25 protein-coding genes are annotated in these 24,944 nt (G+C 67.6%); 15 read left to right on the top strand and 10 right to left on the bottom strand.

Features of this window, described 5'->3' with window-relative positions; translation table 11 throughout:
* Positions 1-2 precede the first annotated feature (2 nt).
* Entirely contained in the window at positions 3-836 is an 834-nt protein-coding gene (locus ACWPOC_RS11490; RefSeq protein WP_455408650.1) for an SDR family oxidoreductase, read from the bottom strand.
* Positions 837-922: 86 nt separating this feature from the next.
* On the opposite strand from ACWPOC_RS11490, the gene ACWPOC_RS11485 reads away from it, so the two are divergent.
* From ACWPOC_RS11485 to ACWPOC_RS11465, 5 genes are all read left to right on the top strand, one after another.
* Complete coding sequence (locus tag ACWPOC_RS11485; protein WP_229582837.1) at positions 923-2,500, top strand: methylmalonyl-CoA mutase family protein; 1,578 nt, start codon at positions 923-925, stop codon at positions 2,498-2,500.
* Complete coding sequence (locus ACWPOC_RS11480) at positions 2,500-2,901, top strand: cobalamin B12-binding domain-containing protein (RefSeq protein ID WP_059384008.1); 402 nt, start codon at positions 2,500-2,502, stop codon at positions 2,899-2,901. Before ACWPOC_RS11485 ends, ACWPOC_RS11480 begins: the two co-directional genes overlap by 1 nt.
* A 46-nt stretch (positions 2,902-2,947) precedes the next feature.
* On the top strand, positions 2,948-3,904 hold the full coding sequence (locus tag ACWPOC_RS11475) for an LLM class F420-dependent oxidoreductase (RefSeq protein WP_059384009.1): 957 nt from the start codon (positions 2,948-2,950) through the stop codon (positions 3,902-3,904).
* Positions 3,901-4,962 carry a CaiB/BaiF CoA transferase family protein gene (locus ACWPOC_RS11470; protein WP_230790399.1) on the top strand — a complete coding sequence of 354 codons (1,062 nt, stop codon included), beginning with the start codon at positions 3,901-3,903 and terminating at the stop codon, positions 4,960-4,962. The genes ACWPOC_RS11475 and ACWPOC_RS11470 overlap by 4 nt, the downstream gene beginning before the upstream one ends.
* A gap of 98 nt (positions 4,963-5,060) precedes the next feature.
* Positions 5,061-6,479 carry an apiosidase-like domain-containing protein gene (locus ACWPOC_RS11465; RefSeq protein ID WP_455408649.1) on the top strand — a complete coding sequence of 473 codons (1,419 nt, stop codon included), beginning with the start codon at positions 5,061-5,063 and terminating at the stop codon, positions 6,477-6,479.
* On the opposite strand, the gene ACWPOC_RS11460 is transcribed toward ACWPOC_RS11465, so the two are convergent.
* The gene (locus ACWPOC_RS11460) at positions 6,460-7,602 is read right to left on the bottom strand and encodes an MFS transporter (RefSeq protein WP_120280541.1); all 1,143 of its coding nucleotides are present in this window, start codon (positions 7,600-7,602) and stop codon (positions 6,460-6,462) included. The genes ACWPOC_RS11465 and ACWPOC_RS11460 overlap by 20 nt on opposite strands.
* Positions 7,603-7,690: 88 nt before the next feature.
* On the opposite strand from ACWPOC_RS11460, the gene ACWPOC_RS11455 reads away from it, so the two are divergent.
* Positions 7,691-8,263, top strand: a complete 573-nt coding sequence (locus ACWPOC_RS11455) for a TetR/AcrR family transcriptional regulator (RefSeq protein WP_230790406.1) — start codon at positions 7,691-7,693, stop codon at positions 8,261-8,263.
* A 52-nt stretch (positions 8,264-8,315) separates the two neighbouring features.
* On the opposite strand, the gene ACWPOC_RS11450 is transcribed toward ACWPOC_RS11455, so the two are convergent.
* Complete coding sequence (locus ACWPOC_RS11450) at positions 8,316-9,335, bottom strand: ferredoxin--NADP reductase (protein ID WP_230790409.1); 1,020 nt, start codon at positions 9,333-9,335, stop codon at positions 8,316-8,318.
* Between the two features lie 105 nt (positions 9,336-9,440).
* Here ACWPOC_RS11450 and ACWPOC_RS11445 point away from each other — a divergent pair, with 105 nt between their 5' ends.
* From ACWPOC_RS11445 to ACWPOC_RS11425, 5 genes are read left to right on the top strand one after another with little or no spacing between them, the layout of a single operon-like run.
* Positions 9,441-10,850: a class I adenylate-forming enzyme family protein gene (locus ACWPOC_RS11445; RefSeq protein ID WP_085470220.1), complete on the top strand. Its 1,410-nt coding sequence runs from the start codon at positions 9,441-9,443 to the stop codon at positions 10,848-10,850.
* Complete coding sequence (locus ACWPOC_RS11440; RefSeq protein ID WP_455408648.1) at positions 10,828-11,733, top strand: acyl-CoA dehydrogenase family protein; 906 nt, start codon at positions 10,828-10,830, stop codon at positions 11,731-11,733. Before ACWPOC_RS11445 ends, ACWPOC_RS11440 begins: the two co-directional genes overlap by 23 nt.
* Entirely contained in the window at positions 11,720-12,808 is a 1,089-nt protein-coding gene (locus ACWPOC_RS11435; protein WP_145707366.1) for an acyl-CoA dehydrogenase family protein, read from the top strand. Before ACWPOC_RS11440 ends, ACWPOC_RS11435 begins: the two co-directional genes overlap by 14 nt.
* A gap of 1 nt (position 12,809) precedes the next feature.
* A complete protein-coding gene (locus ACWPOC_RS11430; protein WP_455408647.1) occupies positions 12,810-13,577 on the top strand; it encodes an enoyl-CoA hydratase/isomerase family protein in 768 nt (255 codons plus the stop codon).
* 13 nt (positions 13,578-13,590) lie between these two features.
* Positions 13,591-14,484: an alpha/beta hydrolase gene (locus ACWPOC_RS11425; RefSeq protein ID WP_455408646.1), complete on the top strand. Its 894-nt coding sequence runs from the start codon at positions 13,591-13,593 to the stop codon at positions 14,482-14,484.
* 51 nt (positions 14,485-14,535) lie between these two features.
* Here ACWPOC_RS11425 and ACWPOC_RS11420 read toward each other — a convergent pair whose 3' ends face one another.
* From ACWPOC_RS11420 to ACWPOC_RS11400, 5 genes are read right to left on the bottom strand one after another with little or no spacing between them, the layout of a single operon-like run.
* Positions 14,536-14,862, bottom strand: coding sequence for a hypothetical protein (locus ACWPOC_RS11420; protein WP_455408645.1), 327 nt, complete (start codon positions 14,860-14,862; stop codon positions 14,536-14,538).
* A 42-nt stretch (positions 14,863-14,904) separates the two neighbouring features.
* Positions 14,905-15,666, bottom strand: a complete 762-nt coding sequence (locus tag ACWPOC_RS11415) for an SDR family oxidoreductase (RefSeq protein WP_455408644.1) — start codon at positions 15,664-15,666, stop codon at positions 14,905-14,907.
* 38 nt (positions 15,667-15,704) lie between these two features.
* Complete coding sequence (locus ACWPOC_RS11410; protein WP_455408643.1) at positions 15,705-16,976, bottom strand: amidohydrolase family protein; 1,272 nt, start codon at positions 16,974-16,976, stop codon at positions 15,705-15,707.
* Between the two features lie 28 nt (positions 16,977-17,004).
* Complete coding sequence (locus tag ACWPOC_RS11405) at positions 17,005-18,351, bottom strand: cytochrome P450 (protein WP_455408642.1); 1,347 nt, start codon at positions 18,349-18,351, stop codon at positions 17,005-17,007.
* A 49-nt stretch (positions 18,352-18,400) separates the two neighbouring features.
* Positions 18,401-18,592 (bottom strand): ferredoxin, encoded by a 192-nt coding sequence (locus ACWPOC_RS11400; RefSeq protein WP_455408641.1) that lies wholly within the window; start codon positions 18,590-18,592, stop codon positions 18,401-18,403.
* Between the two features lie 216 nt (positions 18,593-18,808).
* On the opposite strand from ACWPOC_RS11400, the gene ACWPOC_RS11395 reads away from it, so the two are divergent.
* A complete protein-coding gene (locus ACWPOC_RS11395) occupies positions 18,809-19,744 on the top strand; it encodes a zinc-binding dehydrogenase (RefSeq protein WP_455408640.1) in 936 nt (311 codons plus the stop codon).
* 72 nt (positions 19,745-19,816) lie between these two features.
* Here ACWPOC_RS11395 and ACWPOC_RS11390 read toward each other — a convergent pair whose 3' ends face one another.
* Together ACWPOC_RS11390 and ACWPOC_RS11385 are read right to left on the bottom strand one after the other, a co-directional pair.
* Entirely contained in the window at positions 19,817-20,569 is a 753-nt protein-coding gene (locus tag ACWPOC_RS11390) for an SDR family NAD(P)-dependent oxidoreductase (RefSeq protein WP_229582826.1), read from the bottom strand.
* On the bottom strand, positions 20,566-21,333 hold the full coding sequence (locus ACWPOC_RS11385; protein ID WP_455408639.1) for an SDR family oxidoreductase: 768 nt from the start codon (positions 21,331-21,333) through the stop codon (positions 20,566-20,568). The genes ACWPOC_RS11390 and ACWPOC_RS11385 overlap by 4 nt, the downstream gene beginning before the upstream one ends.
* A gap of 64 nt (positions 21,334-21,397) precedes the next feature.
* Here ACWPOC_RS11385 and ACWPOC_RS11380 point away from each other — a divergent pair, with 64 nt between their 5' ends.
* From ACWPOC_RS11380 to meaB, 3 genes are read left to right on the top strand one after another with little or no spacing between them, the layout of a single operon-like run.
* Positions 21,398-22,837, top strand: coding sequence for a class I adenylate-forming enzyme family protein (locus ACWPOC_RS11380; RefSeq protein ID WP_120280533.1), 1,440 nt, complete (start codon positions 21,398-21,400; stop codon positions 22,835-22,837).
* On the top strand, positions 22,830-23,969 hold the full coding sequence (locus ACWPOC_RS11375; RefSeq protein ID WP_085470211.1) for a thiolase family protein: 1,140 nt from the start codon (positions 22,830-22,832) through the stop codon (positions 23,967-23,969). The genes ACWPOC_RS11380 and ACWPOC_RS11375 overlap by 8 nt, the downstream gene beginning before the upstream one ends.
* Positions 23,970-23,982: 13 nt before the next feature.
* Complete coding sequence (meaB, locus tag ACWPOC_RS11370; RefSeq protein ID WP_120280532.1) at positions 23,983-24,867, top strand: methylmalonyl Co-A mutase-associated GTPase MeaB; 885 nt, start codon at positions 23,983-23,985, stop codon at positions 24,865-24,867.
* The last annotated feature ends 77 nt before the right edge of the window (positions 24,868-24,944 follow it).

Below are 24,944 nucleotides of genomic sequence, written 5' to 3'. Positions count from 1 at the left end.
CGTCAGTCCTTGTCGAGGAAGAAGTCCCAGCGCGGGTTGTCGCCGCCGCCGTACCGCGACAGGTCCGTTACCCCGGCCTCGGCCAGGACGTCGGCGTCGACGAAGCACTGCCCAGTGGTCTCCTTCGCCGGTCGCGAGAGGATCTCGACCGCGGCGTCGGCCATGATCTCCGGGCTGCGGGAGGCGGCGAGCAGCGCTTCACCGTCGGGGGTGTTGGCCACGGCGGAGGTCGCGATGTAGGTCTCGGGCCACAGGCAGTTCGCCGCGACGCCCGCGTCGGCGTATTCGGCCGCGAATCCCAGAGTGAGCAGCGACATTCCGTACTTCGACAGCGTGTACGAGGGGTGCACGCCGAGCCAGTGCGGGTTCATGTTGACCGGCGGGGCGATGGTGAGGATGTGCGGGTTGGGCGACTCCCGCAGGTGCGGCAGCGCCGCCTTGGAGAGCAGGAACGTTCCGCGGCAGTTGATCTCCTGCATCAGGTCGTACTTCTTCACCGAGAGGGATTCGGTGGGTTCGGTGGCGATGGCGCTGGCGTTGTTGACGCAGATGTCCACGCCGCCGAACCGTTCGAGCGCTGTGTCGACGGCCCGCTGGACATCGTCCTCCTTCCGGACGTCGCCCACCACCGCGACAGCTTTGCCGCCGGCGGCCTCGATGTCGGCGACGGCGGTGTGCACCGTCCCCTTCAGTTTCGGGTGGGGTTCGGCGGTCTTCGCCAGGAGCACCGCGTTCGCGCCCTGACGGGCGGCGGCGACCGCGATGGCCAGTCCGATACCGCGGCTCGCGCCGGAGATGACCATGGTGCGGTCGCTGAGGGCATTCTGACTCGACATCGTTCTCCCTGGTCGCCTTCGATTGTCCAGCTCTGTTCTCCGCAATGATATTGGCATTCTCTTTTTCTGCAAGTAATGTATCCGGCGTGAACGACTTCGCAGAAACCTCGTCGGGTATACCGCTCGAGCCTGTCTATGGGCCGGGCGACCGCGCTGCCGAACCGCCGGCGCCGGGAAGCTTCCCCTTCACGCGCGGGAACTTCCCCAACGGTTATCGGGGCCGGTTGTGGACGTTTCGTCAGTACTCCGGGTTCGGTACTGCGGAGGAGTCCAACCGCCGCTACCGCTACCTGCTCGAGCAGGGCGGAACCGGACTGTCGGTCGCGCTGGACCTGCCGACCCAGTGCGGCTACGACTCCGACGACCCCGAGGTCGGTGAGGAGGTGGGCCGCGTCGGCGTCGCCGTCGACACCCTCGCCGATGCGGAAGTGCTGTTCGACGGCATCCCACTCGACAAGATCAGCACGAGCTTCACCATCAACGGCACCGCCGCGATCCTGCTCGCCTTCTACGTCGCCGCCGCGGAGAAGAAGGGGGTGCCGCGCGAAAAGCTCACCGGCACCATCCAGAACGACATCCTCAAGGAGTACGCCTCCCGCGGCACGTGGATCTGGCCACCCGAACCGTCGCTCCGTCTCATCGCCGACACCATCGAGTTCTGCGCCGCGGAAGTGCCGCGCTTCAACGCGATCTCGGTGGCCGGCGCCCACTTCCGCGATGCCGGCGCGAACGCTGTGCAGGAGATGGCATTCACCCTCGCCGACGGTGTTACCTACTGCGACACGGTGGTCGAGCGCGGACGGATGACCATCGACCAGTTCGCCCCGCAGATCTCGTTCTTCTTCTACACCCACGGCGACTTCTTCGAGGAGATCGCCAAATATCGTGCCGGACGTCGCCGTTGGGCGACGATCGTGCGCGAGCGCTACGGCGCCACCACCGACAAGGCGTCGATGTTCCGCTTCGGATGCGTCGCCGGCGGAGCGTCGTTGTATGCGCCGCAGGCGCAGAACAACCTCGTGCGCGTCGCCTACGAGGCCATGGCCTCGGTGCTCGGTGGCGTGCAGTCGATGTTCACCGCGGCCTGGGACGAACCGTTCGCCCTGCCCAGTGAAGAATCGGCGACCCTCGCGCTCCGTACGCAGCAGATTCTCGCCTACGAGACCGGCGTCACCCGCGTCGCCGATCCGCTCGGTGGTTCGTACTTCGTCGAAGCGCTCACCGACGCGACCGAGGAGCGCATCGTCGAGATCATGGCCGATCTCGAGAAGCACGGCGGCATGGTCCGCGCGATCGAGGACGGCTACCTGCAGGGCCTCATCGCCGACGAGGCCTACAAGATCCACCAGGAGATCGAGAACGGCGACCGCCCGGTGGTCGGTGTGAACAAGTTCGCCTCCGACGAGCCGCAACCCGAGATCTCCACCTACGAACTCGACGCCGAAGGCCGCGAGATGCAGCTCAAGCGACTCGCGAAGGTCAAGGCCGAACGCGACCCCGACGCGGTGCGCACGACACTCGCGGCCCTGTCCCGCGCAGCGGAAGGAACCGACAACCTCATGCATGCCCTGATCGATTGCGCCAACGCGTATTGTACGGTGGGAGAGATGGTCTCCGCACTGAAGAACGTGTGGGGCGAGTTCCAGCAGCCGGTGGTGTTCTGATGAGCGCCCGCATTCTCGTCGCCAAGCCCGGACTCGACGGACACGACCGCGGAGCGAAGATCGTCGCGCGTGCCCTGCGCGACGCCGGTTTCGAGGTCGTCTACACCGGCATCCGCCAGAAGGTCGAGGACATCGTCTCGATCGCCGTGCAGGAGGACGTCGCGGTGGTCGGACTGAGCATCCTGTCGGGTGCCCACGTCGCCCTCACCACGAAGGTCGTCGAAGGTCTGCGCGCGGCGGACGCCGGCGACATCGACGTCATCGTCGGTGGAACGATCCCGCAGGGCGACGTGCCGAAACTGCTCGATGCCGGCGCCGCGGCGGTGTTCCCCACGAGCACACCGCTGGACGTGCTCGTCACCGAGATCCGCAAGCTCACCGGGACGTCCGAGGCGTCCTGAGCCCGGTACACACCCACATCATCGAGTTCGGGAACCTGGAGGAATCGTGCGTATCGGAGTGATGGTCGGCCCGGAACAGGGCGACACCAACCGCAAGGTCGACCGCATGCTGAAGGACGTGGAGTGGGCCGAGTCGGCCGACCTCGACACCGTGTGGGTGCCGCAGATCCCCACCGACTTCGACGCATTGACGGCCGTCGCCCTGATGGGCACGCGGACGTCGCGTATCGAGATCGGTACGGCCGTCGTGCCTCTACAGGCACAGCACCCGGTCCACCTGGTGCGGCAGTCGCTGTCGACGCACGCCGCGCTCGGTGGCCGCCTCGCCCTCGGTGTCGGCCCGTCGCACCACTGGATCGTGCAGGACATGCTCGGCCTGCCCTACGACAAGCCAGCGAAGTACACGCGCGACTATCTCGAGGTGCTGAACGCCGCGCGCGACCTGCCGGGTTCGATCGACGTCGAGAACGACACCTTCAAGGTCCACAATCCCCTCGACATCGCGCCGGTCGCACCGATGCCGATGCTCGTCGCGGCGCTCGGCCCGGTGATGCTGAAGATCGCCGGCGAACTCGCCGACGGCACCGTGCTGTGGATGGCCGACGAACGCGCCATCGCCGAACACATCGCGCCGCGCATCACCAAGGCCGCGGAGGAAGCGGGTAAGCCGAAACCGCGGATCGTCGCCGGCGTACCGGTCTGCCTGTGCGCACCGTCGGAGGTCGACGTCGCCCGCGAGCGCGCCAATCGCATTCTCGCCGAGGCGGAGATCTCGCCCAACTACCAGCGGCTCCTCGAACACGGACAGGCGAAGGACATCGGCGACATGGCGATCGTCGGCGACGAAGACGCGATCCTCGCCGGTTTCCGCCGCTACGAGGAGGCCGGCGTCACCGACTTGTCGATGCGGCTGCTGCCCATCGGCAACACCCGCGACGAGCTGGTCGCGTCGAAGTACCGCACCCGCGAGGTCGTCGCCGAACTCGTGAAGGAACTGCGGTGACGGCAGGTCCGCTCGCGGGGATCAGGATCCTCGAGGTCGGCCACATCCTCGCGGGCCCGTACGCGACGATGTTGCTGGCCGATCTCGGGGCCGAGGTGACGAAGATCGAGCCGCCCACCGGGGATCTCTCCCGCCAGGTGAGCGACGCCTACTTCGCGAGTCTCAACCGGGGGAAACGCAGTATCTGCCTCGACCTGATGACCGACGACGGCATGCGCCGCCTCGGCGAGCTTGCTGCCGAATCTCATGCGCTGCTCGTCAATCTCAAACCGTCGGCCATCCGGAAGTTCGGCCTGACCTACGACGCGCTGCGCAGATGGAACGAGACGATCGTCTGCGTCGCGATCACGGGATACGGGCTCGACGGTGGCGACGATCCGGCCTTCGACTACGTCGTGCAGGCCCAGACCGGTGTCGCGTCGCTGACCGGCGACCCCGACGGCCCGCCGATGCTGCCCGGTTACTCGGCGGCCGACAACTCCACGGGCATGACCGCCGCGCTCGGTCTGCTCGCGCAGATCGTGTCCGGTCGCGGGGGACAGGTCGACGTGTCGCTGCGCGACGTCATGCTGTCGCAGCTCAATTACCGCGCCTCGGCATATCTGAACGAGGGCACCGAGCCGCGACGCATGCCGAACGGGGCACACTCGTACTACGTTCCCGCGCAATTGTTCCCGACCGCCGAGGGCACGCTTGCGCTGTTCGTCACGCACGACGGCTTCTGGCGGATCTTCGCGGCCGAGGCAGGGATCGACGGGTTCCCGACCATGGCCGAACGCGCACAGCGACGCGACGAGGTGCTCGCGGTGGTCACCGAGGCGCTCTCGCGCGACACCGCTGCCGGCTGGGAGGCCCGTCTCCGTCCGCTCGGGGTGCCGGCGGCCGCGGTCCGTTCGCTGCCCGACGCCCTCGACGCGACTCCCGAGATGGTCGTCACCGCCGGTGATTTCCGTCTGGTGGGTAGCCCGATCCGGGTGATCGGGTACGAACCGCAGTACGGACCGCCTCCGAAGCTGGGTGAGCACACCGACGCGCCGGTGACCGTGGGACCTGCCTGATCCGACGGCGGGTTCCGTGATTCTGCGTTCCGTGATTCTGCTCCGCAGCGCCGCCTCCTCCGTAGCCTGGACGTACCACGGGCGCGGTGGGGGTGGCGATGAAACGAGCAGTCCTGGCGATGGTGTTGCTCCTGGTCGCGGCCTGCTCCGATGCCGGAGACCAGCAGCAGCCGACGAATGTCCCGGCGGTGGATGCGGAATGCGACGCCGCCGACCATCGATTCGTCGCGTCCGTCAGCGCCGACGGTCGCCATTTCGAGGATCAGTACGGCGATCCCGTCCTCGTCCGCGGCGACTCGCCGTGGTCCGGGATGGCCGACTGGTCACCCGAACAGGCCGAGCTGTACTTCACCGACCGCGAGAGCAACGGGTTCAACGCGTCGATCATGTCGGCGATCGTCGTGCCGGTGAACGGCGGGCCGAGCTATGAAGGCGCCACCTTCGACGGCATCGAACCGTTCGTCGACGGCGACATCACGCAGTGGAACGAGGCGTACTGGTCGCGCGTCGACGACTATCTCCGGATCGCGTGCCGCCACGGGAACACGGTGTTCCTGTATCCGATGGACGGATGGAATCTCACCCACGTGTTCGCCTCGACCACACCCGAGGAAGCCTTCGAATACGGGCGGAGATTCGCGCAGCGGTACGCGGAGTTCCCGAACATCGTCTGGATGACCGGTGGGGACTACTCGCCGGAGGCGGAGGATCTCGCGGCCGGTGCCGAGTCGGACCTCGTGCTGCGCGCGATGCTCGACGGGATCCGTGATGCAGGCTCCGACGCACCGTTCACGATCCAGCTGGGCTGGGACAAGCTGCTCTCGACGGATCATCCGTTCTGGGAGCCGATCGTGGACTGGAACTTCGTCTACACCTACGCGCCGACCTATCAGGCGGTCCTGCAGGCCTACGAGCGTGCCGACGGAACCCGCTACCCGCGACCCGCACTGTTCTCGGAGGGCAACTACGAAGGCGAGAACAACCAGGAGGACACGGCGCCGACCACCGAGGAGACGCTCCGACGTCAGGCGTTGTGGGCACTGACCTCCGGTTCACCCGGCGAGTTCCGGGGTTCCGACGATTGGGAGTTCCCGGACGGGTGGGAATCCCGACTGGACACCTCCGCCGTCGCGCAACTGCGGGCGATACGCGAGCTGTGGCAGTCGTGGCCGTGGTGGGAACTCGTGCCGGATGTCGACGAACCGCTCGTCGTCGCAGGTCGAGGCACCCCGTGGACGAGCGACGAGATGATCGACGTCCTCGACGACGAGTACGTCACCGCAGCCCGGACACCGGACGGTTCACTCGCCGTCGTCTATGTTCCGACGCAGCGCACGATCCGGCTCGATCCTGCTCTGGTACCGGAGTCGGCGACCCTCGAGTGGATCGACCCCGCCGACGCGACCGGGCCTCGGCAGCCGGCGACTCCCGACGAGAACGGCGACATCTCCACACCTGGGCCGAATACGGACGGAGATGAGGATTGGCTTCTCGTGATCACCGACCGACAGGTGTGAGAGTGCGGGACCGGGGGAGCGACACGGCCGGCACCACCGCGAGAAGACCGACGATGCCCGCCACCACGAAGGCGGTCGCGGTCGACGTCGAACCCAGCAGGGCTCCGAACACGACCGACCCGGCGGCCTGGCCGACGGCGAGAGCGATGAACAACGCGACCGTGCCCTCGGCTGCGCGTTCGGCGACCGACCGCACGGCCCACACGATGAGCACCCCGCTCATCGCGATGTAGCTCGCGCCGAACAGGGCGACGGACATGTAGGCGGGGACCGGTGATGTGGGGAGCAGGCCCAGCAGAACGGTGGCCACGGACATGGCGGTGGTGGTGAACGTCCACGCGACCAACAGGTTCCAGGTCTGCACGATCCGGCCCGCGGTCGCCCCCAGCACTCCGAAGGCGCCCAGAACCATCCACGCGAGCACCGAGTAGGTCTCCCCGCCGGTGCCGTCGCTCATGACGGAACGCCCGAACGTCCAGATCGCCGCGCTCGACGCACCGGCCAGTGCCGCGGCGACGAGGGGACGGATCAGCGGGGACAGTTCGCCGATCCGCACAGGTGTGGTCTGTGAAGGATCTCGTCGATCGTCGGAACGTCGGTCGGTGCGGAGGACGGCGAGAGCGACCCCGCCGGTGAGAACCGCGATGACGACCCATCCCACACGCCACTGACCTGCGGTGGCGAACACCAGAGCCCCGGCGGCGACGAGGCCCACCCCCGTTCCCGAATTGACGATCGTCTGCGCGTTCTCCTGCCGCGCGGGTGCGATATTGCGTTCCACGAGGGTCACCAGACCGGGAGTGGCGAAACCGGCCCCGGCTCCGGCGACGACCACGCTCAGCGCGAAGACGACCGTGTGCGTCGAAGCCGCCACCCCCAGCGCACCGATCGCCGCCGTGGCTCCGGCGCAGGCCACGACGAGACGTGGGCGTCCGCTCGTCCTCGACGCGACGATCGCCGCGAGACAGTACGAGAGGAAACTGCCGGCCTGGACGGCGCCGGCAACCGTCGACCCTATCCCGAACGAGTCGGTGAACTCGGGCAGGAAGAGTCCGTAGCCGAACCGCGCCAGCCCGTAGGTGGTCGCGATCAGGGCTGTGCCGGCGATGACGAGTGGATGCATCGCGTCCCCCGAACGGATCGAAGACCAGAACGATCGTTACTCTACGCCGAAACGATCGTTTCATCAGAACGAGCGTTACAGTGTGGTCATGTCCACGGCTCGTCCTGCTGCACGTACCCGTCTGCTCCGGGCCGCCGAGGAGATGCTCTTCGACCGCGGGATCAGGGCGACACCCGTCGACGATCTGCTGCGCCGGGCCGAAGCCTCCGCGGCGTCCCTGTACACGCACTTCGGCAGCAAGGAATCCCTGGTCGCCGAGGCGCTGCGGGTCCGGTTGACGGAATGGCGCGCGGTGTGGGACCGCCACGTGGTCGACGCCGACGACGACATCGGACGTCTGCTGGCGATCTTCGACGCCCTCGCTGCGTACCGCGACGATTCGGAATCACCCGCCCGCTGGTGCGCCTTCCTCGCGACAGCGACGGAGTTCGCCGAACCCACCGACGAGATCGGCGAGATGCTCGCGGCGGACAGCGACCTGCTCGCCGAGCGACTCCTGCACCTTGCGAAACCGGTGGCCGGGGCGAACGCGCAGGACCTCGCCGACGACGTGCTCACCGCCTACAACGGAACCCTCGCGAGCTTCCTGCGCGGCCGGCCGTCGTCACCGATCGAGGTGGGTCGCAGGGTGGCGCATTCGGCCGCCCTGACCTACCAGTGAAAATCCGGTTGTTTCCACCGCGTATGACGCCGTCGAAACAACCGAATCGGCATCAGACGTACTTGACCTTGATGTCCTCGCTGTCGGGCACGCCCTGGCAGGTGAGGATGTAGCCGTCGGCGATCTCCTCCTCGGACAATGCGTCGTTGACGCGCATCGTCGCGCTGCCGTGGGTGATCTTCGCGATGCAGGTCGCGCAGTTGCCGGCCTCGCACGAGAACGGCGGCGCCAGGCCCGCGCGACGCGCGCTCTCGAGCAGTGTCTCACCGGCGTGCCGGGGCACGGAGACGCGCTGGTTGCCGAGGCGGATCGAGACGGTGCCCTGCACCTCCCCGCTCGGGGCGGACTCCGCCTCCTGGGCGTCCTCGGCCTTGATGGGTTCGGCTGCGCTGCCGAACCGTTCGCTGTAGATGTTGCCGGGGCCGGGGAGCGCGGCCTCGACCATGTCCATGAACGCTTCCGGGCCGCACAGGTAACTGTCGGCGCCGCCGTCGGATCCGACGAAGGCGCGCACGGCGTCGGGGGTGAGCAGTCCGCTCTCGTCGTCGAAGTGCCGCACCACCTCGAGGCGACCCGCGTACCGGTCGACGAGTTCGTCGGTGAGGCTCGCGAAGATCGCGGACGCGCGGTCGCGGTCGGCGATCAGCAGGCGCACCGGACGATCGGTCGTCGCGAGTGCGCTCTTGGCAAGCGACAGGATCGGCGTGATGCCGCTTCCGCCGGCGAAGCCGAGCACCGGACCGGCTGCGTCGCGGAGAAGGAAAGTGCCTGCGGGTCGGGTGATCTCGACCTCGTCGCCTTCCGCGATGTTGTCGTGCAGCCAATTCGAGACGGCTCCGCCGGTGACCCGCTTGACGGTGGTCATCATCTCGGTGTCGGTCTCGGGCGCGCTCGACATCGAGTACGAGCGGTACAGATCGGTGCCGTCGACCTTCACCTTGAAGGTGCAGAACTGCCCTGACTTGTAGGTGAAGGGCCCGTCGAGGGGAGCGAGCACGTAGGTGCGGGCGTCGTCGGTCTCCTTCACGATCCGGGTCACGGTCGCGCGCTGAAACAAAGGTGGTCTCGCCATGGACCGTCTCCTCCTGGTATCAATGTTCTGCAAGAACGAGAGTACTATTCTCATTCAGGAGAGCAAGACCTCTCGACCGGTATCGCTGCGACGCGAGAGAGCACCATGACAGAGCCCACCGTGTTGGCCTTCGAAGACCGCGAGTACACCCTCGCGGAACTCGAGGCGCTCACCTGCGGACTCGCTCGCGTCCTGGTCGATCGCGGCGTCGGTCCCGGCGACCGCGTGGCACTCATGTCGTCGAACCGGCCCGAATTCGTCGTGGCCTACCGGGCCATCGACAGGCTCGGCGCCGTCGTCGTCCTGCTGAGCCCGGCCTGGAAAAGCGGCGAGGTCGAGCACGCCCTCCGGCTCACCGAACCGGCCTTCGCCGTCGGCGACAACCCCGTCCTCGCCGCCGCGGTGCCGATGCTCCACCTCGACGACCCGATCGAACCCCATCACGGCGACTTCACCGCAACCCCCGTGGACCCCGACGCCGATGCACTGCTCGTCTTCAGTTCCGGTACGACGGGCCTGCCGAAGGCCGTGCGGCACACCCGCTCCTCGTTCGCCGCGGCCGTGGGGCACTGGCAGCAGGTCCTCGGACTCACCGCCGACGACCGGCTCCAGATCGTCACCCCGCCCTCGCACATCCTCGGCCTGCTCAACATCGCCACCGTGCTCGACGCCGGCGGATGGATGCGGCTGCACCGGCGATTCGACCTCGACACGATGCTGAAATCCATCGAACGCGACCGGATCACCGTCGAGATGGCCGTCGCACCGATCGCCCTCGCGATCGCCTCGCATCCGGATCTCGAATCGTTCGACCTGTCGTCGCTGCGCTACATCATGTGGGGCGCCACGCCCGTCACCGCGAGTGTCGCGGAGACCGTCACCCGGCGCACCGGAGTGACCTGGCTGCCGGCCTACGGAGCCAGTGAGGTCCCCGTCATCACCTGCAATCCGGTGGGCGACGCCCGACTCGACAGTGTCGGAGTGCCTGCGCCCGGCGTCGAACTGCGGATCGTCGAACTCGGGACCGACCGGGAGGTCCCGGCCGGCGAGACCGGTGAGATCCAGGTGCGGTCGCCCTCGGCGATGGCCGGCTACCTGCCCGACGACGCGACCGCCGGGGCGTTCTGCGACGGCTGGTACCGCACCGGCGACGTCGGATGGCTCGACGCCGACGGCCGGCTGCGGATCACCGACCGCGCCAAGGACATGATCAAGGTCAACGGATTCCAGGTCGCTCCCGCCGAGGTCGAAGCGGTGCTGCACGGCCACCCCGACATCGCCGACTGCGCCGTCTTCGGAACGAAGAACGGTGCGGCCGGCGAGACGGTCGTCGCGGCGATCGCCACCACCGCGACACTCGATCCCGACGACATCTCCACCTATGTGGCCGAACGACTCGCGTCGTACAAGCGACCGGGACGCGTGATCTTCGTGCCCGACATTCCCCGCCTGCCGTCCGGCAAGGTCTTGCGCCGACAACTCGAGGAGCGCCATGGACGTACGTCTGACCATTGAACAACAGCAGTTGCGCGACGCCGCCGCCAAACTGGCCGACGATCTGGGTGCCCGCTCGGTGTCGGATCTGGACGACGCGGCACGCCGGGCACGGTTGGAGAAGACCGTCGCCTCGACGGGCTGGCGCTCCCTGCGCTCCGACGGCGCGTCGGGAGTCGAAGTCGCCATCGTGGCAGAGGAATTCGGGCGCGGCCTCGTCGACGCGCCGTTCTTCGGTCCGGTGCTCGCCGACGACCTGCACCGGCATTTCTCCGACGACCAGCCGACGTGCGCCATCGCCGTCGGTGCCGACGCCTTCGACGCGCACGGCCTCGATCGCGTCCTCGTCCTCCGGGACCGGACGGTGTCGACCGCGGCCGTCGGTGAACCCGCGCCCGGTGCGGACCTGACCCGTTCGTTCGCGACGTTCGTCGAACCGGACGAGACGCTCGGTGAACTCTCCGCCGAGAACGCCGACCGCGCACATGCTCTCACGCTCGTCGTCACGTGCGCCGACCTCGTCGGGGTGTCGCGGGGCGCGCAGGCGGTGGCCGTCGACTACGCGAAGATCCGTGAGCAGTACGGAAACACGATCGGGTCGTACCAGGCGGTCGCGCACATGCTGGCCGAGAGCGAAGCCCTCATCGAAGGCTCGATCAGCGTGCTGCGGCACGCGGCGTGGGCCGTCGACGAGCTGACGCCCGAGGACGCGATCCGCGCCGCGCGCATCGCCAAGATCTACACCGCGCGCGCCGCGCGCACCGTCTGCGAGACCGCCGTTCAGGTGCACGGCGGGATCGGCAACACCTGGGAGTGCATCGAGCACGTGTACCTACGGCGGGCCCTGACGTCCACCGAACTGTTCCCCGTGAGCCTGGAGGAGATCGACCTTGGACTTTCGTGACTCGCCGGAAGAAGCCGCATTCCGCGCCCGGCTGCGGACCTGGCTCGCCGATCAGGCCGGAAAGTTCCCCACCTCGGGTGACGAGTACTGGGCTCGGCAGGGCGAATGGCATCAGGCGCTCTACAGCGCAGGGTTCTTCGGTCTGTCGTGGCCGAAGAAGTACGGCGGGCAGGATCTTCCGCCCGTCTACGATGTGATCCTCGACGAGGAACTCGCCGTCGCCGGATGCCCGCCGCGCCCGAGCCTGGGATATCTCGTGGTCGGCCTCGGCCACCATGCCAGTGACGAACTGTGCGAACGGTTCCTGCCCGGCATGATCGACGGCACCGAACGGTGGTGCCAGGGATTCAGCGAACCCGGTGCCGGCTCCGACCTCGCGTCGCTCACCACCACCGCGACCCGCGACGGCGACGAATACGTCATCCACGGCCACAAGGTCTGGACGAGTTACTCCGACGTCGCCGACTGGTGCCTGCTGCTCGCCCGCACCGATCCGGATGCGCCGCGGCACCGCGGTATCTCGGCGTTCATCGTCTCGATGCACCAGGACGGCATCGAACAGCGACCGCTGAAGATGATCAGCGGCGTCACCAAGGAGTTCGGCCAGGTGCTGTTCGACGGTGCCCGCGTGCCGGCAAGCCGCATGGTCGGGGCTCCCGGAGAGGGCTGGCGGGTCGCGATGACCGTCGTCGGCCACGAGCGCGAACCGTCCACCCTCGGATTCGCCGCCCGCTACGGCAAACTCGTGCGTCAACTCGCCAAGCGCGTCGACGGTCCGCCCCCGCAGGATCTGGCCTGGGCGGCGGTGCAGTCGGAGATGCTGCGTCTGCACGTGCGGCGACGACTGTCCGAGCAGCTCGACGGTGTCTCGCACGGCTCCGAGGGGTCGCTCGACAAGCTCCTCATGACGTGGGTGGACCAGTCGGTCGGGCACGCGGCCCTGGCGGTCGCGGGCAGCCGCGACGAGGAACTCCTCGGCTCGTACATGTACAGCCGCGCCCAATCCGTCATGGGTGGCACGTCGCAGATCCAGAAGAACATCATCGCTTCGCGCATCCTCGGATTGGGGGTCTGACATGTACGGCATGCCCGACGAGATCGAGGTCCGCGCCGAGGGGCCGCTGCGGATCGTCACGCTCAACCGGCCGTCGAAGTACAACGCGGTCAACGATCCGCTGCACGCGGGACTGGCCCGACTGTGGCCGCAGCTGAGTGCCGACCGCGAGGTCCGCGCCGTGGTGATCACCGGTGCCGGAAAGGCGTTCTCCGCCGGCGGGGATCTCGACTATCTCGCCGAACTGGGGCAGGACGCCGAACTGCGGGCGAAGACCATCGCCGACGGACGCGAGATCGTCCTGGGCATGGCGCGCTGCCGCGTGCCGGTGGTCGCCGCGGTCAACGGCCCGGCGGTGGGACTCGGGTGCAGCCTGGTCGCCCTCAGCGACGTCGTCTACATGGGAGAGGGCACCTATCTCGCCGATCCCCACGTGCAGGTCGGGCTGGTCGCGGCCGACGGTGGTCCGCTGACCTGGCCGCTGCAGATCAGCCTCTTGCACGCGAAGGAGTTCGCCTTCTTCGGAGAGCGGATCCCCGCCGAGCGGGCCCGCGAACTCGGACTGGCGAACCATGTCGTCGCCGATCCGCTCGCCGAGGCACTCGCGTGCGCCAAGCGCCTCGTGGAGCAACCGCAGAAGGCTGTGGAGGCCACCAAGCGGTTGCTGAACATCCACCTCGAGCGGGCGGTGCTCGCGACGCTCGACTACGCGATGAGCGCCGAGGAGATGACCTTCCAGAGCGAGGACTTCCACGCCAACATCGCCCGGTTGACGGCGGGTAAGGCGTGATCGGAGCACCGGTGTGATCGAGCGACTGCGCGCACTGCCCGGCTTCCATCCGGATCTGCGTGCAGTCGCGCTCGTCGCGCCGACTCGCACCGTGTCTCCCCGGTCTCTACCGGTGATGCGTACGCTCACTCGCGCGATTCGGGGCACCGACCCGGACGTGTACGTCTTCGAGCCGGGTGTCGGGGTGCGGTACTTCCGGCCGCGGTCCACCCACGTCGAGCCTCCCGGACCCGCTCTCCTGTGGATCCACGGCGGTGGCTACGTGTTCGGGCGGGCCGCGCAGGACGACGCACTGTGCCGCAGATTTGCGGACACGCTCGGAATCACCGCGGCGTCGGTCGAGTACCGGCCGGCGCCCGAACATCCCTATCCGGCGCCGCTCGACGATTGCCGGCGGGCCTACGACTGGTTACACCATCGGCCGGAGATCGATTCCACCCGGATCGCAATCGGCGGTGCCAGTGCCGGCGCGGGACTCGCTGCGGCACTGGCATTCCGCACCCGCGACATTGGTGATGCGTCGCCGGTCTTCCAGTTGCTCGTCTATCCGATGCTCGACGACCGCACCGCCGACGGACCTGCCCACACCCGCATGTGGGATGCGCGCAGCAACCGGTTCGGCTGGTCGAGTTATCTGGGCACGGCCGATCCGGAGATTGCGGTGCCGGCGCGTCGCACCGACCTGTCGGGTCTGCCACCCGCTTGGATCGGGGTGGGCACCCGGGATCTCTTCTTCGAGGAGAACCGCGTGTACGCGGAGCGCTTGCGGAACGCAGGAGTGGACTGCGAGTTCCACATCGTCGACGGCGCTTTCCACGGATTCGACTCCGTGGCTTCCCGCAGCAGTGTCGCGCGGGGGTTCTTCGCCGAACAGTGCGCTGCGCTGAGAGCCGCTCTTTCCATCTGAGACTCGTGGGGCCGCTACCTTGTTCTCGGTAGCGGCCCCACGAGGTTCGACTTACGTACGCGGTTTGGCGTACTCCGTGCTCACTTCCATGATCCGCATCTTCGGAATCGGGCCGTAGCTGAGCGAGTCCGACATGTTCAGTTGCTTCGCTGCCGCCGCAGCATGAACGTTCGCCTTGGCGGCGTTGGGATCACCTTCGAGTTCGTACAGGGTGACCGACGGTCCGCCATCCGCGTCGGCCGGCGTCAGCCGTGTGGCGCCGACGAACCCGTCGAGGGCCACAACTTCGGGGATGTGCACCTCGTCGTACCACTTGTTGAACTCTTCCAGCCGCTCGGGATGGGAAGGGTAGGACTCGACGAGCAGGTAGTGCTTCATTCTCATGTCCTGTCTTTCGGAATGGTTGTAATAGAGCGGGACTCAGACTCGGACGACCCAGCCGCCGTCGATGTTGAGAGTGTGTCCGGTGACCCAGTCGCTGCCGGACGACACGAGGTACAGCAGGCCCGGGATCAGTTCCTCGGGTTCGCCGAACGGGAACGGAATGGCGTGCTTGACCATCTCCTTGAGCTCGGGCGGTGAGGCGATCGAGCCGGCCTCGGTGTTGACCATGCCCGGCGCGATGGCATTCACGCGGATACCGAAGGGCGCCAATTCGCGTGACAGCGAGACCGTCATGCTCACGAGTCCGAGCTTGGTGATGCCGTAGGCCTGCGCCGCCATGAATGCGCCGCTCGAGGACTGGTTCACGATCTTGCCGTAGCCGCGTTCCTTCATGTACGGCACCACCGCGCGGGTGCACAGAAGAGGACCGGTCAGGTTGACGGCGAGGGTACGGTTCCACAGCTCGATGTCCATCGTCGTGAGGGACCCTTCGCCGACCACCTCGGCCATCAGGCCGGCATTGTTGACGAGGATGTCGACGGAGCCGAAGTGCTGGGCTGCGGCAGCTGCCATTTCGGTCGTGCTGGCCTCGTCGCGGACGTCGACGCCGACGGCCAGCACGCGATGGCCGTCCGTTTCGAGTTCCTTCGCGGCGGCGGTGGCAGCCTCGAGGTTGACGTCTGCGAGTACTACCGCGGCACCCGCTTCGGCGAGACCGCGGGAGTAGGCGCGGCCGATCCCACCTCCGGCGCCGGTGACGATGGCGACCTTGCCGTCCAGTTGGGGGCTGTCTGTCATTTCTTTCCTGTCGGTCGAAGCGGATGTTCCGGGTCGGCTCACGAATTGGCGAGCTCGTAGCGGCGGCGGTACTCCTCTTTGGAGGTCTCGCTGATGTCCACATCGGTCGCCCGAGCCCGCAGAGCGCCGACGGTGGCCTGCTCACGCGGGGTGTGCGCGAACGGATCCCAGTCGAAGAATCGCGCGGCGTTGGCGAAGGTGATCTTGTCGATCTCCTCGTCGGTGCACCGAGCCGCGTCCAGTTCGCTCTTCAGGATCTCGGGTGAGTGCGGCCAGGTGGAATCCGAGTGCGGGTAGTCGCATTCCCACGCGATGGTGTCGATGCCGAGGCGGTGGCGGTTGTTCAGTCCGCTGGGTTCGGTGATGTAGCAGGCGAGGAAGTTCTTGCGCCACACGTCCGTCGGGCTCATCCCGTCGGGAAGGAAGCTCGTGCCGGTCCAGGACTGGTTGACGATGTGCCGGTCGAGGCGGTCCAGCCACGGCGCCACCCATCCGACGCCGCCCTCGCTCATCGCGACCTTGAGGTCGGGGAACTTCTTGAACGCGCCGCTGAGCATCATGTCGGTGGCGGCGATCGTCGAGATGAGCGGCGTGAGCATCAGCATGTTGTCGATGTCGAATCCCTCGGGCCGCTTGACCAGGTTGATTCCACCGCCGATGTGCAACGACAGCACGATGTTGTGCTCCACGCACACCTCGAAGATCGGGTCCCAATAGCCGGACTTGAAGTCGGGGAACCCTTCCCCGACACCGTAGGGCGTTTCGGGGATGCTGATGGAGCGACATCCCATGGCTGCGATCCGGTGAACCTCGGCAACAGATTCGTCCGCATCGAAGAACGGGATGATGCCGATCGGTATGAACCGGCCCGGGTGCGCGTCCGGGACCTCACCGACGACCCAGTCGTTGAAAGCCCTGCACGCGGCGAAGGAGAGTTTCTTGTCGGGCAGGCTCGCCAGGTGGGTGCCGGCGAAGCCGGGGAAGGTGGCGAACAGTGTCGCGGCGAGGGTGCCGTTGGCGTCCATGTCGCGCACGCGCATGTCCATGTCGTAGACGGCGGGGCGCATCTCCGCGTAGCCGGTGGGGTCCATGCCCCATTCGTGTTTGGGCCACGACACCACGGCGTTGAGGCCGGAGCTGCCGACGACGGTGCCCTGGAACTGCCAGGCCTGCACGTTGGGGTTGCGGGGGTGGGCGGTGAGTTTGGGAGCCTGGTCCATCAGGCTCTTGGGGAAGTGCTTCTCGAAGATGTCCGCGGGTTCGACGACGTGATCGTCGATGCTGATCATCACCATGTCTTCGGTCTTCATGAGGATCCCTTTCCGCAGCCGGTGCCGGTTACTTCTGTGCCGTCACCGGCGCTGCGATTCCCTGCTCGTCGACGATCTTCTGGATCCGGTCGAGGGTCTCGTCGAGTCCGTCGCCGAGGCGCGGACCGGGCGTGAAGGTGGCCGGAAGCTGCCGCATGCCCTGGATGACGCCGATGGACTCGTAGTGGACCGTGCCTTCGGGGTCGCAGCGGTAGTCCGGCATCCGGTCGAGTACCGCGGTCAGCATCCGCTTGAACATGGTTCGCGCCAGGTTGGATCCGATGCAGCGGTGCACCCCGAGTCCGAAGCTGAAGTGCCGGTTGCCCTTGCGTTCCAGGTCGATCTCGTTCGGATCCGTGAACAGTTCGGGATCGCGGTTCGCCATCGCCCACGACAGCCAGATGCGTTCGCCCTCCTTGAACTCGACGCCGTCGAGTTGGGTGTCGGCGGAGAACGTGCGGCCGTCCCCGGCCGACGGACAATAGAAGCGCAGGAATTCTTCTGTTGCCGAATCCAGCAGCGTGTCCCGCTCGGCGCTGAGGATTTCGCGCTGATCGGGGTTCTGTGACAGCCACTCGAGTGCGTGCGAGGTCAAGGCCGTCGTCGTGTCGAAACCGCCACCGATGAGCAGGCTCAGCACACCGAGCAGTTCGAGATCGTCGGGCGTCTCGCCGTCGATGGTCGCGCGGGCGACGGCGTCGACCATGCCCGGGCGGGGGTTCTCCCGGATCTCGTGGAGGCTGGCGAGAAGATCCATCCCCATCAACCGGTGCAGTTCCGCGACGCGGTGGACATCGGGCGAGTCCGGCGGCGTGTACATCGCGGCGTGGACGGGCTCGCAGTAGACGTTCCACTTGGCGACCGGAATCCCGAGCATCGCGAGGGTGATGACGGCGGGAACGATGTTCACCATGTCGTCGATGAAGTCGATGCTGCCGGTCTCGATCTTCTCGTCGAGGCACGCGCGGATCACCTCGTCGATGAGGGGAACCCACTTCTTCACGGCAGCGGGAGACAGATACGGATTGAGTACGCTTCGGAATTCCCGGTGTTCGGGGTCGTCCATCTCCAGGATCCCACCGCGCACGCCGGATGCCCGGACGGCCGTGGGGATCATTATGCCCTTGTAGCCGCGCCGTACTCCCTTCACGTCGTGGTCGTTCGAGATGTTCGCCGAGCGTGCGAGGGTGAATACTGCCTCGCCGCCTGCGGCGACCCAGTGCCCTCCGTGGGTGTCGGACCAGGCCACGGGGCACTTCGAGTGCATCTCCGTGGTGATCTCCGAGAAACGGTCGCGGTAGTCCGGTGCGTGCCTGTCGAACTGATAGACCGGTGTCCGGTGCTCGGTGTCGACGACGGCCTCGTCAGCGCTCACGGTGTTGCCCTCTCGTGCGTCCGATGGATGGTGGTGCGGTCGGGTGGTGTCACAGAACGGAGATCGCCTGTTCGGGGCAGCTGCGGTAGGCCTCGCGTGCGGATTCTGTGAGGTCGGCGGGTACTTCGGTGTCGACGGCCGTGGCGTGCCCGTCGATGTCGCTCAGTTCGAAGAGCGTGGGGGCAGCCATAGCGCACAGGGTGTGTCCTTGGCAGCGGTGAGGATCGACTTCCACCTTCATGACGTTCTCCGATCGTCGGCGAATTCTGTTGTTCTGCAGTCGGTTCGGAACTGCACCGCGACTCGATTCGTGTTCCCTGTAAACATTTTCACGATCTTTGTTCCAAGAATGCCGTTCCGGTTGGTGAGAACAGTAATGTCACAGGTGTCGGCCTGCAAGGGGTGCGATCGAAGAAGTGGAGCGTGAGGACGGTGCGGATATGAGGACGGTGCGGATATGAGGGCATGGCAGTTCGAAGGAGCCGGGCGACCGATCTCGTTGAACGAGGTCTCGGAACCGGAACCGGGGCCGGGTGAGGTGGTCATCGACGTCGCGGCGGCCGGACTGTGTCACAGCGACCTGATGTACATGGAGGTCGGAGAGGAGACGATGCCGTTCCTGCCCATGACGCAGGGACACGAGAACGCCGGCGTCATCAGCGCACTGGGCGACGGGGTCGAGGGCTGGAGCATCGGTGACGTCGTCGGCGTCTGCTCGTCGGGCGTGCGTCCGCCGCTCGGCATGTTCTCCCACGGTGGGTTCGCCGACAAGCTGGTCGCCGATGCCCGCGATCTCGCCCGGGTGCCCGAAGGGCTGGACCTGTCACTGGCCGCCCTCGCGACGGATGCGGGAATGACCTCGTACCACGCCATCATCAAGGTCGGTGGTGCGTCGACGGGAATGAAGGTCGGTGTGATCGGCTACGGCGGTCTGGGGCAGATCGGGACTCGTGCGGCCGTGCTGGCCGGTGCGGAGGTGCACGTGGCAGAGACGAAGGAATCGGCATGGGATCTCGCCCGGCAGGCCGGCGCGACGGACGTCGTGCGGGACGCGGCCGAATGGGCGGGCCGAGGATTCGACCTCGTGGTCGACTACGCGGGTTTCGACACCACACAGAAGGCGATCGACGCCGTCGCCCGGGGCGGCACCGTGGTGCAGGTCGGTCTGGGCCTGCCGACGTTCACCGTGAAGACGCCGACGCTCCTCGGCAGGACGCTCGTGGGTTCCCTCGGTGGGACCGTCGAGGACATCGAGGAGGTGTACGACCTGTTCGTGAGACGGGAGATCGAACCCGCATACACCGAGATCGGCTTCGAGGAGATCGGTGATGGCCTGGAACGCCTTCGTCGCAACGAAGTGACCGGACGGCTCGTCGCGCGGTTGGACCGCTGAACCGTCGAAGCGGATTCGCGCCCGGAAGCACGAAGGGAGGCCCGGTGCCGGACCTCCCTTCGTGCGGCAACCTCATCCCCTCGCGGACACGAGGCTCTCCGAACGCTGCACGGTGCCGGAGATCCCGTTCGCGTCCTGCTGCGCGAGCAGCACCGCGGCGGCGCCCATCGTCTCCGGTGGTTCCACCATCTCGGGCGGGATCTCCCGTCCGCCACCGCCGGCGGTCCAGCCCTCGGTGAGGACGACCCGTGAGGGCGCGAGGCAGTTGACCGCGATGTTGTCCTGCCGCAGGTCGGCCGCGAGCCCGACGTAGAGGCGTTCCACCGCGGCCTTGGACACCCAGTAGGCGTTCGAGCCGTGGTCGGTCATCGTCACACCGCTGGTGGTCACCGCGATCATCGACCCGCCGCCGCGCTCGCGCAGGTGCGGGATCGCTGCCTTGGTCACGGTGAACACGCCGGTGAGGTTGACGTCGAGGCACAACTGCCAGCGTTTCGCCGGGGTCGTCTCGATCGGCCCCATCCACAGCACCCCGGCGTTCGCGACGAGGATGTCGAGCCCGCCGAACTCGGCGACCGTCGCGGCGATCGCGGAGTCGACGGACTGTTCGTCGGTGACGTCGCACGGCACCGGGAGAGCCCGGCCTCCGGCGTCGGTGATCCGCTCGGCGACCGAGCCGATGGTGCCGGGCAGCTTGCCCTCCTGCTCGGAGCGTGCCGCGACCGCCACAGAGGCTCCCGCCTCGGCGAGAGCGACGGCGATCGCCGCGCCGATGCCACGACTGGCACCGGCGACGAACGCGACCTTCCCTGCGAGGGGTCTCACTTCGGCGGGAACCTCAGTGCACCGTCGAGGCGGATGACCTCGCCGTTGAGGTAGTCGTTCTCGACGATGGACGCGACGAGCGTCGCGTACTCGGCGGGGCGGCCCATGCGCTTGGGATGCGGGATCTGCGGGCCCCAGTACGCCTCGAGCTGGTCGCCGGCCTTGCCGTAGGCGGGGGTGAGGATCGTGCCCGGCGCGATGGTGTTGACGCGGATGCCGAGCGGCGACAGGTCGCGTGCGGCGACCAGCGTCATGCCGATGACGCCGCCCTTCGCGGCCGCGTAGGGGAGCTGCCCGATCTGGCCTTCGTAACCGGCGATGGACGCGGTGTTCACGATGACGCCGCGGGAGCCCTCGTCGTCGAAGGGGTCCTGCTTGGCGATGGCGGCGGCGGCCAGGCGCATGACGTTGAACGACGACGTCAGGTACGACTCGATGGTCTTGGTGAAGTTCTCGAGCGGCATGGCGCTGCCGTCCTTGCCGACGAGGCGTCCGCCACCGGCCGGGCCACCGTGGCAGTCGACGGAGATGCGCAGCGGCGCGAGCGAGTCCGCTTCCGCGATGGCGGCCGAGACGGATTCTTCGCTGCTGGCGTCGGTGCGCACGTACCGCACACCGAGTTCCTGCTCGAGTTCCTTGCCCTTCTCGTCGTTGACGTCGGCGACGACGACCTTCGCACCCGCCTCGTGGAGACGCCGGACGGTGGCCTGCCCGAGGCCACCCGTGCCGCCGACGACGATCGCGGAGCTTCCTGCTACCTGCATGCTGCCTCCTTCGAGATTCGAGCTCTTGAAAGTAAAGCTCTCTGTCTGTGAGAATAATGTTCTCATGAACCTAAGCATGATTCTAGAAATGGCCGCAAGCACCGGCGAGCGAGCAGTTGCGACCGTCGGGAACCGGACCCTCACCGCTGCCGGTCTCGACGCCCTCGCACGTCGTGCCGCCGCGCAGTTCCGGAATCATCCGGCGGTGCTCTACCTGGGGTCCAACCACCTCGCGTATCCGGTGGCGCTGTTCGGTTCGGCACTGGCCGGGGTTCCTTTCGTGCCGCTCAACTACCGGCTCGGCGAACAACAACTCGGTGCGCTGAAGGCCAAGCACCCCGGTGCGCTCGTACTCGAGCAGGACGACCTCGACGCCCTCGTCGACGACTCCTACGCCACAGGCGACCCCGAACCGCCACTCGAACCTCAGTGGGACGGCGACACGGTCGCCGCGATCATCTACACCAGCGGCACCACCTCGGATCCGAAGCCCGCGATCCTGCGGCACCGGCACCTGCTCGCCTACGTGCTCAACACCATGGAGTTCGGATCGGCCGCCGAGACCGACGCATCGCTCGTCTCGGTCCCGCCGTACCACATCGCCGGCCTGACCAACCTGCTGTCGAACTTCTACACCGGCCGCCGCGTGGTGTACCTGCCGGCCTTCGACCCGCAGGTCTGGCTCGAGACGGTCCGGCGCGAACGCGTCACCCACGCGATGCTCGTCCCGACCATGCTCGCCCGCATCGTGACCGCCCTCGGCGACGACACGGCCGACACCCCCACACTGGCGAGTCTCGCCTACGGCGGGTCGCGCACGCCGCGCCCGGTCCTCGAGCACGCGCTGCGCGCCTTCCCCGACACCGGCTTCGTCAACGCCTACGGTCTCACCGAAACCGCGTCGTCCGTCGCGGTTCTCGGACCCGACGACCACCGCACCGCCTTCGACTCCACCGATCCGGCCGTCCGCGACCGCCTCGGTTCGGTGGGCCGCCCGCTCCCCGGCATCGAGATCGAGATCCGTTCCGAGGAGGGCGAACCCGTCCCGGCCGGCGAGACCGGCCTGATCTTCGTCCGCGGCGAACAGATCTCCGGCGAATACGGCAACCGCAGCGTCCTCGACGCCGAGGGATGGTTCTCCACCCGCGATCTCGGCCGGCTCGACACCGACGGATATCTGTACGTCGAGGGCCGTTCCGACGACACCATCATCCGCGGCGGCGAGAACATCGCTCCCGCCGAGATCGAGGACGTCCTGCTCGCCCATCCGGGCATCACCGAGGCCGCCGTCATCGGCGTGTCGGATACCGAATGGGGACAACGCATCGTGGCGGTCCTCGTCGGCGACGGCGATCCGGACGAGATCCGACAGTGGGTCAAGGAACGTCTGCGTTCCTCGAAGACCCCCGACAACATCGTCTTCCGGGACGAACTGCCCAAGACCGAGACCGGAAAACTCTTGCGTCGCACCCTTCTCGCCGAACTGGAGGCCACCCATGCCTGATGCCGTGATCGTTTCCGCCCTGCGCACCCCGGTCGGCACCGCCGTCAAGGGCACGCTCCGCGACACCGACGCGTTCGCCCTCGCGGAGCGCATCGTCACCGCGACCACCGAGGACCTCGACAAGAACCTGATCGACGACGTGATCCTCGGCGAGGGCCTGTACGGCGGCGGTGTGATCGCCCGCCACGCGGCCCTCACCGCCGGCCTGACCCACGTGCCCGGTCTCGCACAGAACCGGCACTGCGCAGCGAGCCTGTCCACCGTGCAGTCCGCCGCGGCGAGTATCCGCTCCGGCATGGACCGCATCGTGATCGCCGGTGGCGTCAACTCCGCGTCGACCTCGCCTCGATCGCTCATCCGGAAGGGCGAGGAGTGGGTGCCGTGGATGTCGCCCAGCCACCCCGACAGCCCCGAGGCCCCCAACCGCGACATGTCCATCACCGTCGGCTGGAACGCCGCGGTGAAGGCCGGTATCAGCCGCGAGGAAATGGACGCCTGGGCGCTGCGCTCGCACCAGGTCGCGATCCGCGCCATCGACGAGGGCCGCTTCAAGGAGGAGATCGTCCCGATCGACACCCCGCACGGCCTGTTCGACACCGACGAACACCCGCGCCGGGAGACGAGCCTCGAGAAGCTCGCGTCCCTGAAGGTGCTGCACCCGGAGATCGAGGGCTTCAGCATCACCGCCGGCAACGCCTGCGGCGGCAACGATGCGGCGGCCGCGCTGGCCATCGCGAGCAGCGATCTCGGTCTGCCCGCGCTCGGCACGGTGCTGTCGTGGGCGTCGGTGGGTGTCGACCCGGCCATCACCGGACTCGCGCCGGTCGAGGCGATCCCGAAGGCGCTCCAGCGTGCCGGCCTGTCCATCGGTGACGTCGACCTGTTCGAGATCAACGAGGCATTTGCTGCGCAGTGCGTCGCGTGCATCAAGCTGCTCGAGATCGACCCCGAGAAGGTCAACGTCAACGGCAGCGGTTGCTCCCTCGGCCATCCGGTCGCCGCGACCGGCGCCCGCATGCTCGTCACCCTCACCTACGAACTGCGCCGCCGCGGCGGTGGCATCGGTGTCGCGTCGATGTGCGCGGGTGGTGGCATGGGCTCGGCCGTCGTGATCGAGGTGCCGGCACCGTGAACCGGGATACGCCGTGAACATCGGTGAACTGATCGACGCGGCACGCGGGGGCTCCCCGCGTGCCGCGGGTCGATTGCTGACCCTCGTCGAAGGACCGCGCCGGGACGAGGTACTCGAGCTGCTCGAACCCGCCCGCGCGCGGGTCGTCGGATTCACGGGCCCGCCCGGCGCCGGCAAGTCCACCACGGTCGGGGCACTCACCACCGCCTACCGCGAACGGGGACTGCGGGTCGCGGTGCTGGCCGTCGACCCGTCGTCCCCCTACAGCGGCGGCGCACTGCTCGGCGACCGCATCCGCATGGCCGCGCACGTCGGCGACGCGGGTGTGTTCGTCCGGTCGGTGGCCTCCCGCGGACATCTCGGCGGACTCGCGGCCGCCGTCCCCGCGTCGATCCGATTGCTGGCAGCCTTGGGTTACGACGTGATCCTGCTCGAATCCGTCGGGGTGGGGCAGTCGGAGATCGAGATCGCGTCGGTCGCCGAACCCACCGTCGTCATCCTCAATCCGGGTGGGGGAGATGCCGTCCAGGCCGCCAAGGCCGGACTGCTCGAGGTCGCCGATCTCGTCGTGGTCAACAAGGCCGACCGCGACGGTGCGGATCAGACGGTGCGCGATCTCCGTGGCGACGTGAAGGTCCCGATCCTCAAGCTCGTCGCCGCGACCGGCCAGGGCGTCGACGACCTCGTCGACGCGATCGAGGCGCACCAGCGGGCCGACACCGCGGAACGTCGCACCGCGCGGGCCCGCAGCCAGATCCTGTCGCTGGCACACACCCTCCTGCGCAACCACGCGGAATTGGAGGCGCTGGCAGAGGCCGTCGCGGACGGTCGCGACGATCCGTACTCGGCGGCCGCACGACTCGTCGACGGTGTGGGCGCCGGGGTTTCGTCCCACTAGCGCGCTCGATCCGGTTGTTCCGACGGCGTCATCCGCGGTCGGAACAACCATTTCGGCGTAACCGGGGCCTACCCGAG

Source organism: Rhodococcus sp. 5G237, from assembly GCF_053764735.1.
Note: the sequence above shows the minus strand (reverse complement) of the source record. Positions and strands in the feature narration are given on the sequence as shown.

What these genes read in the sequence shown, in the direction of transcription:
- ACWPOC_RS11490 (WP_455408650.1), bottom strand. Translation starts at nt 836, where the DNA reads ATGTCGAGTCAGAATGCCCTCAGCGACCGCACCATGGTCATCTCCGGC.
- ACWPOC_RS11480 (WP_059384008.1), top strand. Translation starts at nt 2,500, where the DNA reads ATGAGCGCCCGCATTCTCGTCGCCAAGCCCGGACTCGACGGACACGAC.
- ACWPOC_RS11465 (WP_455408649.1), top strand. Translation starts at nt 5,061, where the DNA reads ATGAAACGAGCAGTCCTGGCGATGGTGTTGCTCCTGGTCGCGGCCTGC.
- ACWPOC_RS11460 (WP_120280541.1), bottom strand. Translation starts at nt 7,602, where the DNA reads ATGCATCCACTCGTCATCGCCGGCACAGCCCTGATCGCGACCACCTAC.
- ACWPOC_RS11455 (WP_230790406.1), top strand. Translation starts at nt 7,691, where the DNA reads ATGTCCACGGCTCGTCCTGCTGCACGTACCCGTCTGCTCCGGGCCGCC.
- ACWPOC_RS11450 (WP_230790409.1), bottom strand. Translation starts at nt 9,335, where the DNA reads ATGGCGAGACCACCTTTGTTTCAGCGCGCGACCGTGACCCGGATCGTG.
- ACWPOC_RS11445 (WP_085470220.1), top strand. Translation starts at nt 9,441, where the DNA reads ATGACAGAGCCCACCGTGTTGGCCTTCGAAGACCGCGAGTACACCCTC.
- ACWPOC_RS11440 (WP_455408648.1), top strand. Translation starts at nt 10,828, where the DNA reads ATGGACGTACGTCTGACCATTGAACAACAGCAGTTGCGCGACGCCGCC.
- ACWPOC_RS11430 (WP_455408647.1), top strand. Translation starts at nt 12,810, where the DNA reads ATGTACGGCATGCCCGACGAGATCGAGGTCCGCGCCGAGGGGCCGCTG.
- ACWPOC_RS11420 (WP_455408645.1), bottom strand. Translation starts at nt 14,862, where the DNA reads ATGAAGCACTACCTGCTCGTCGAGTCCTACCCTTCCCATCCCGAGCGG.
- ACWPOC_RS11415 (WP_455408644.1), bottom strand. Translation starts at nt 15,666, where the DNA reads ATGACAGACAGCCCCCAACTGGACGGCAAGGTCGCCATCGTCACCGGC.
- ACWPOC_RS11410 (WP_455408643.1), bottom strand. Translation starts at nt 16,976, where the DNA reads ATGAAGACCGAAGACATGGTGATGATCAGCATCGACGATCACGTCGTC.
- ACWPOC_RS11400 (WP_455408641.1), bottom strand. Translation starts at nt 18,592, where the DNA reads ATGAAGGTGGAAGTCGATCCTCACCGCTGCCAAGGACACACCCTGTGC.
- ACWPOC_RS11395 (WP_455408640.1), top strand. Translation starts at nt 18,809, where the DNA reads ATGAGGGCATGGCAGTTCGAAGGAGCCGGGCGACCGATCTCGTTGAAC.
- ACWPOC_RS11385 (WP_455408639.1), bottom strand. Translation starts at nt 21,333, where the DNA reads ATGCAGGTAGCAGGAAGCTCCGCGATCGTCGTCGGCGGCACGGGTGGC.
- ACWPOC_RS11380 (WP_120280533.1), top strand. Translation starts at nt 21,398, where the DNA reads ATGAACCTAAGCATGATTCTAGAAATGGCCGCAAGCACCGGCGAGCGA.
- ACWPOC_RS11375 (WP_085470211.1), top strand. Translation starts at nt 22,830, where the DNA reads ATGCCTGATGCCGTGATCGTTTCCGCCCTGCGCACCCCGGTCGGCACC.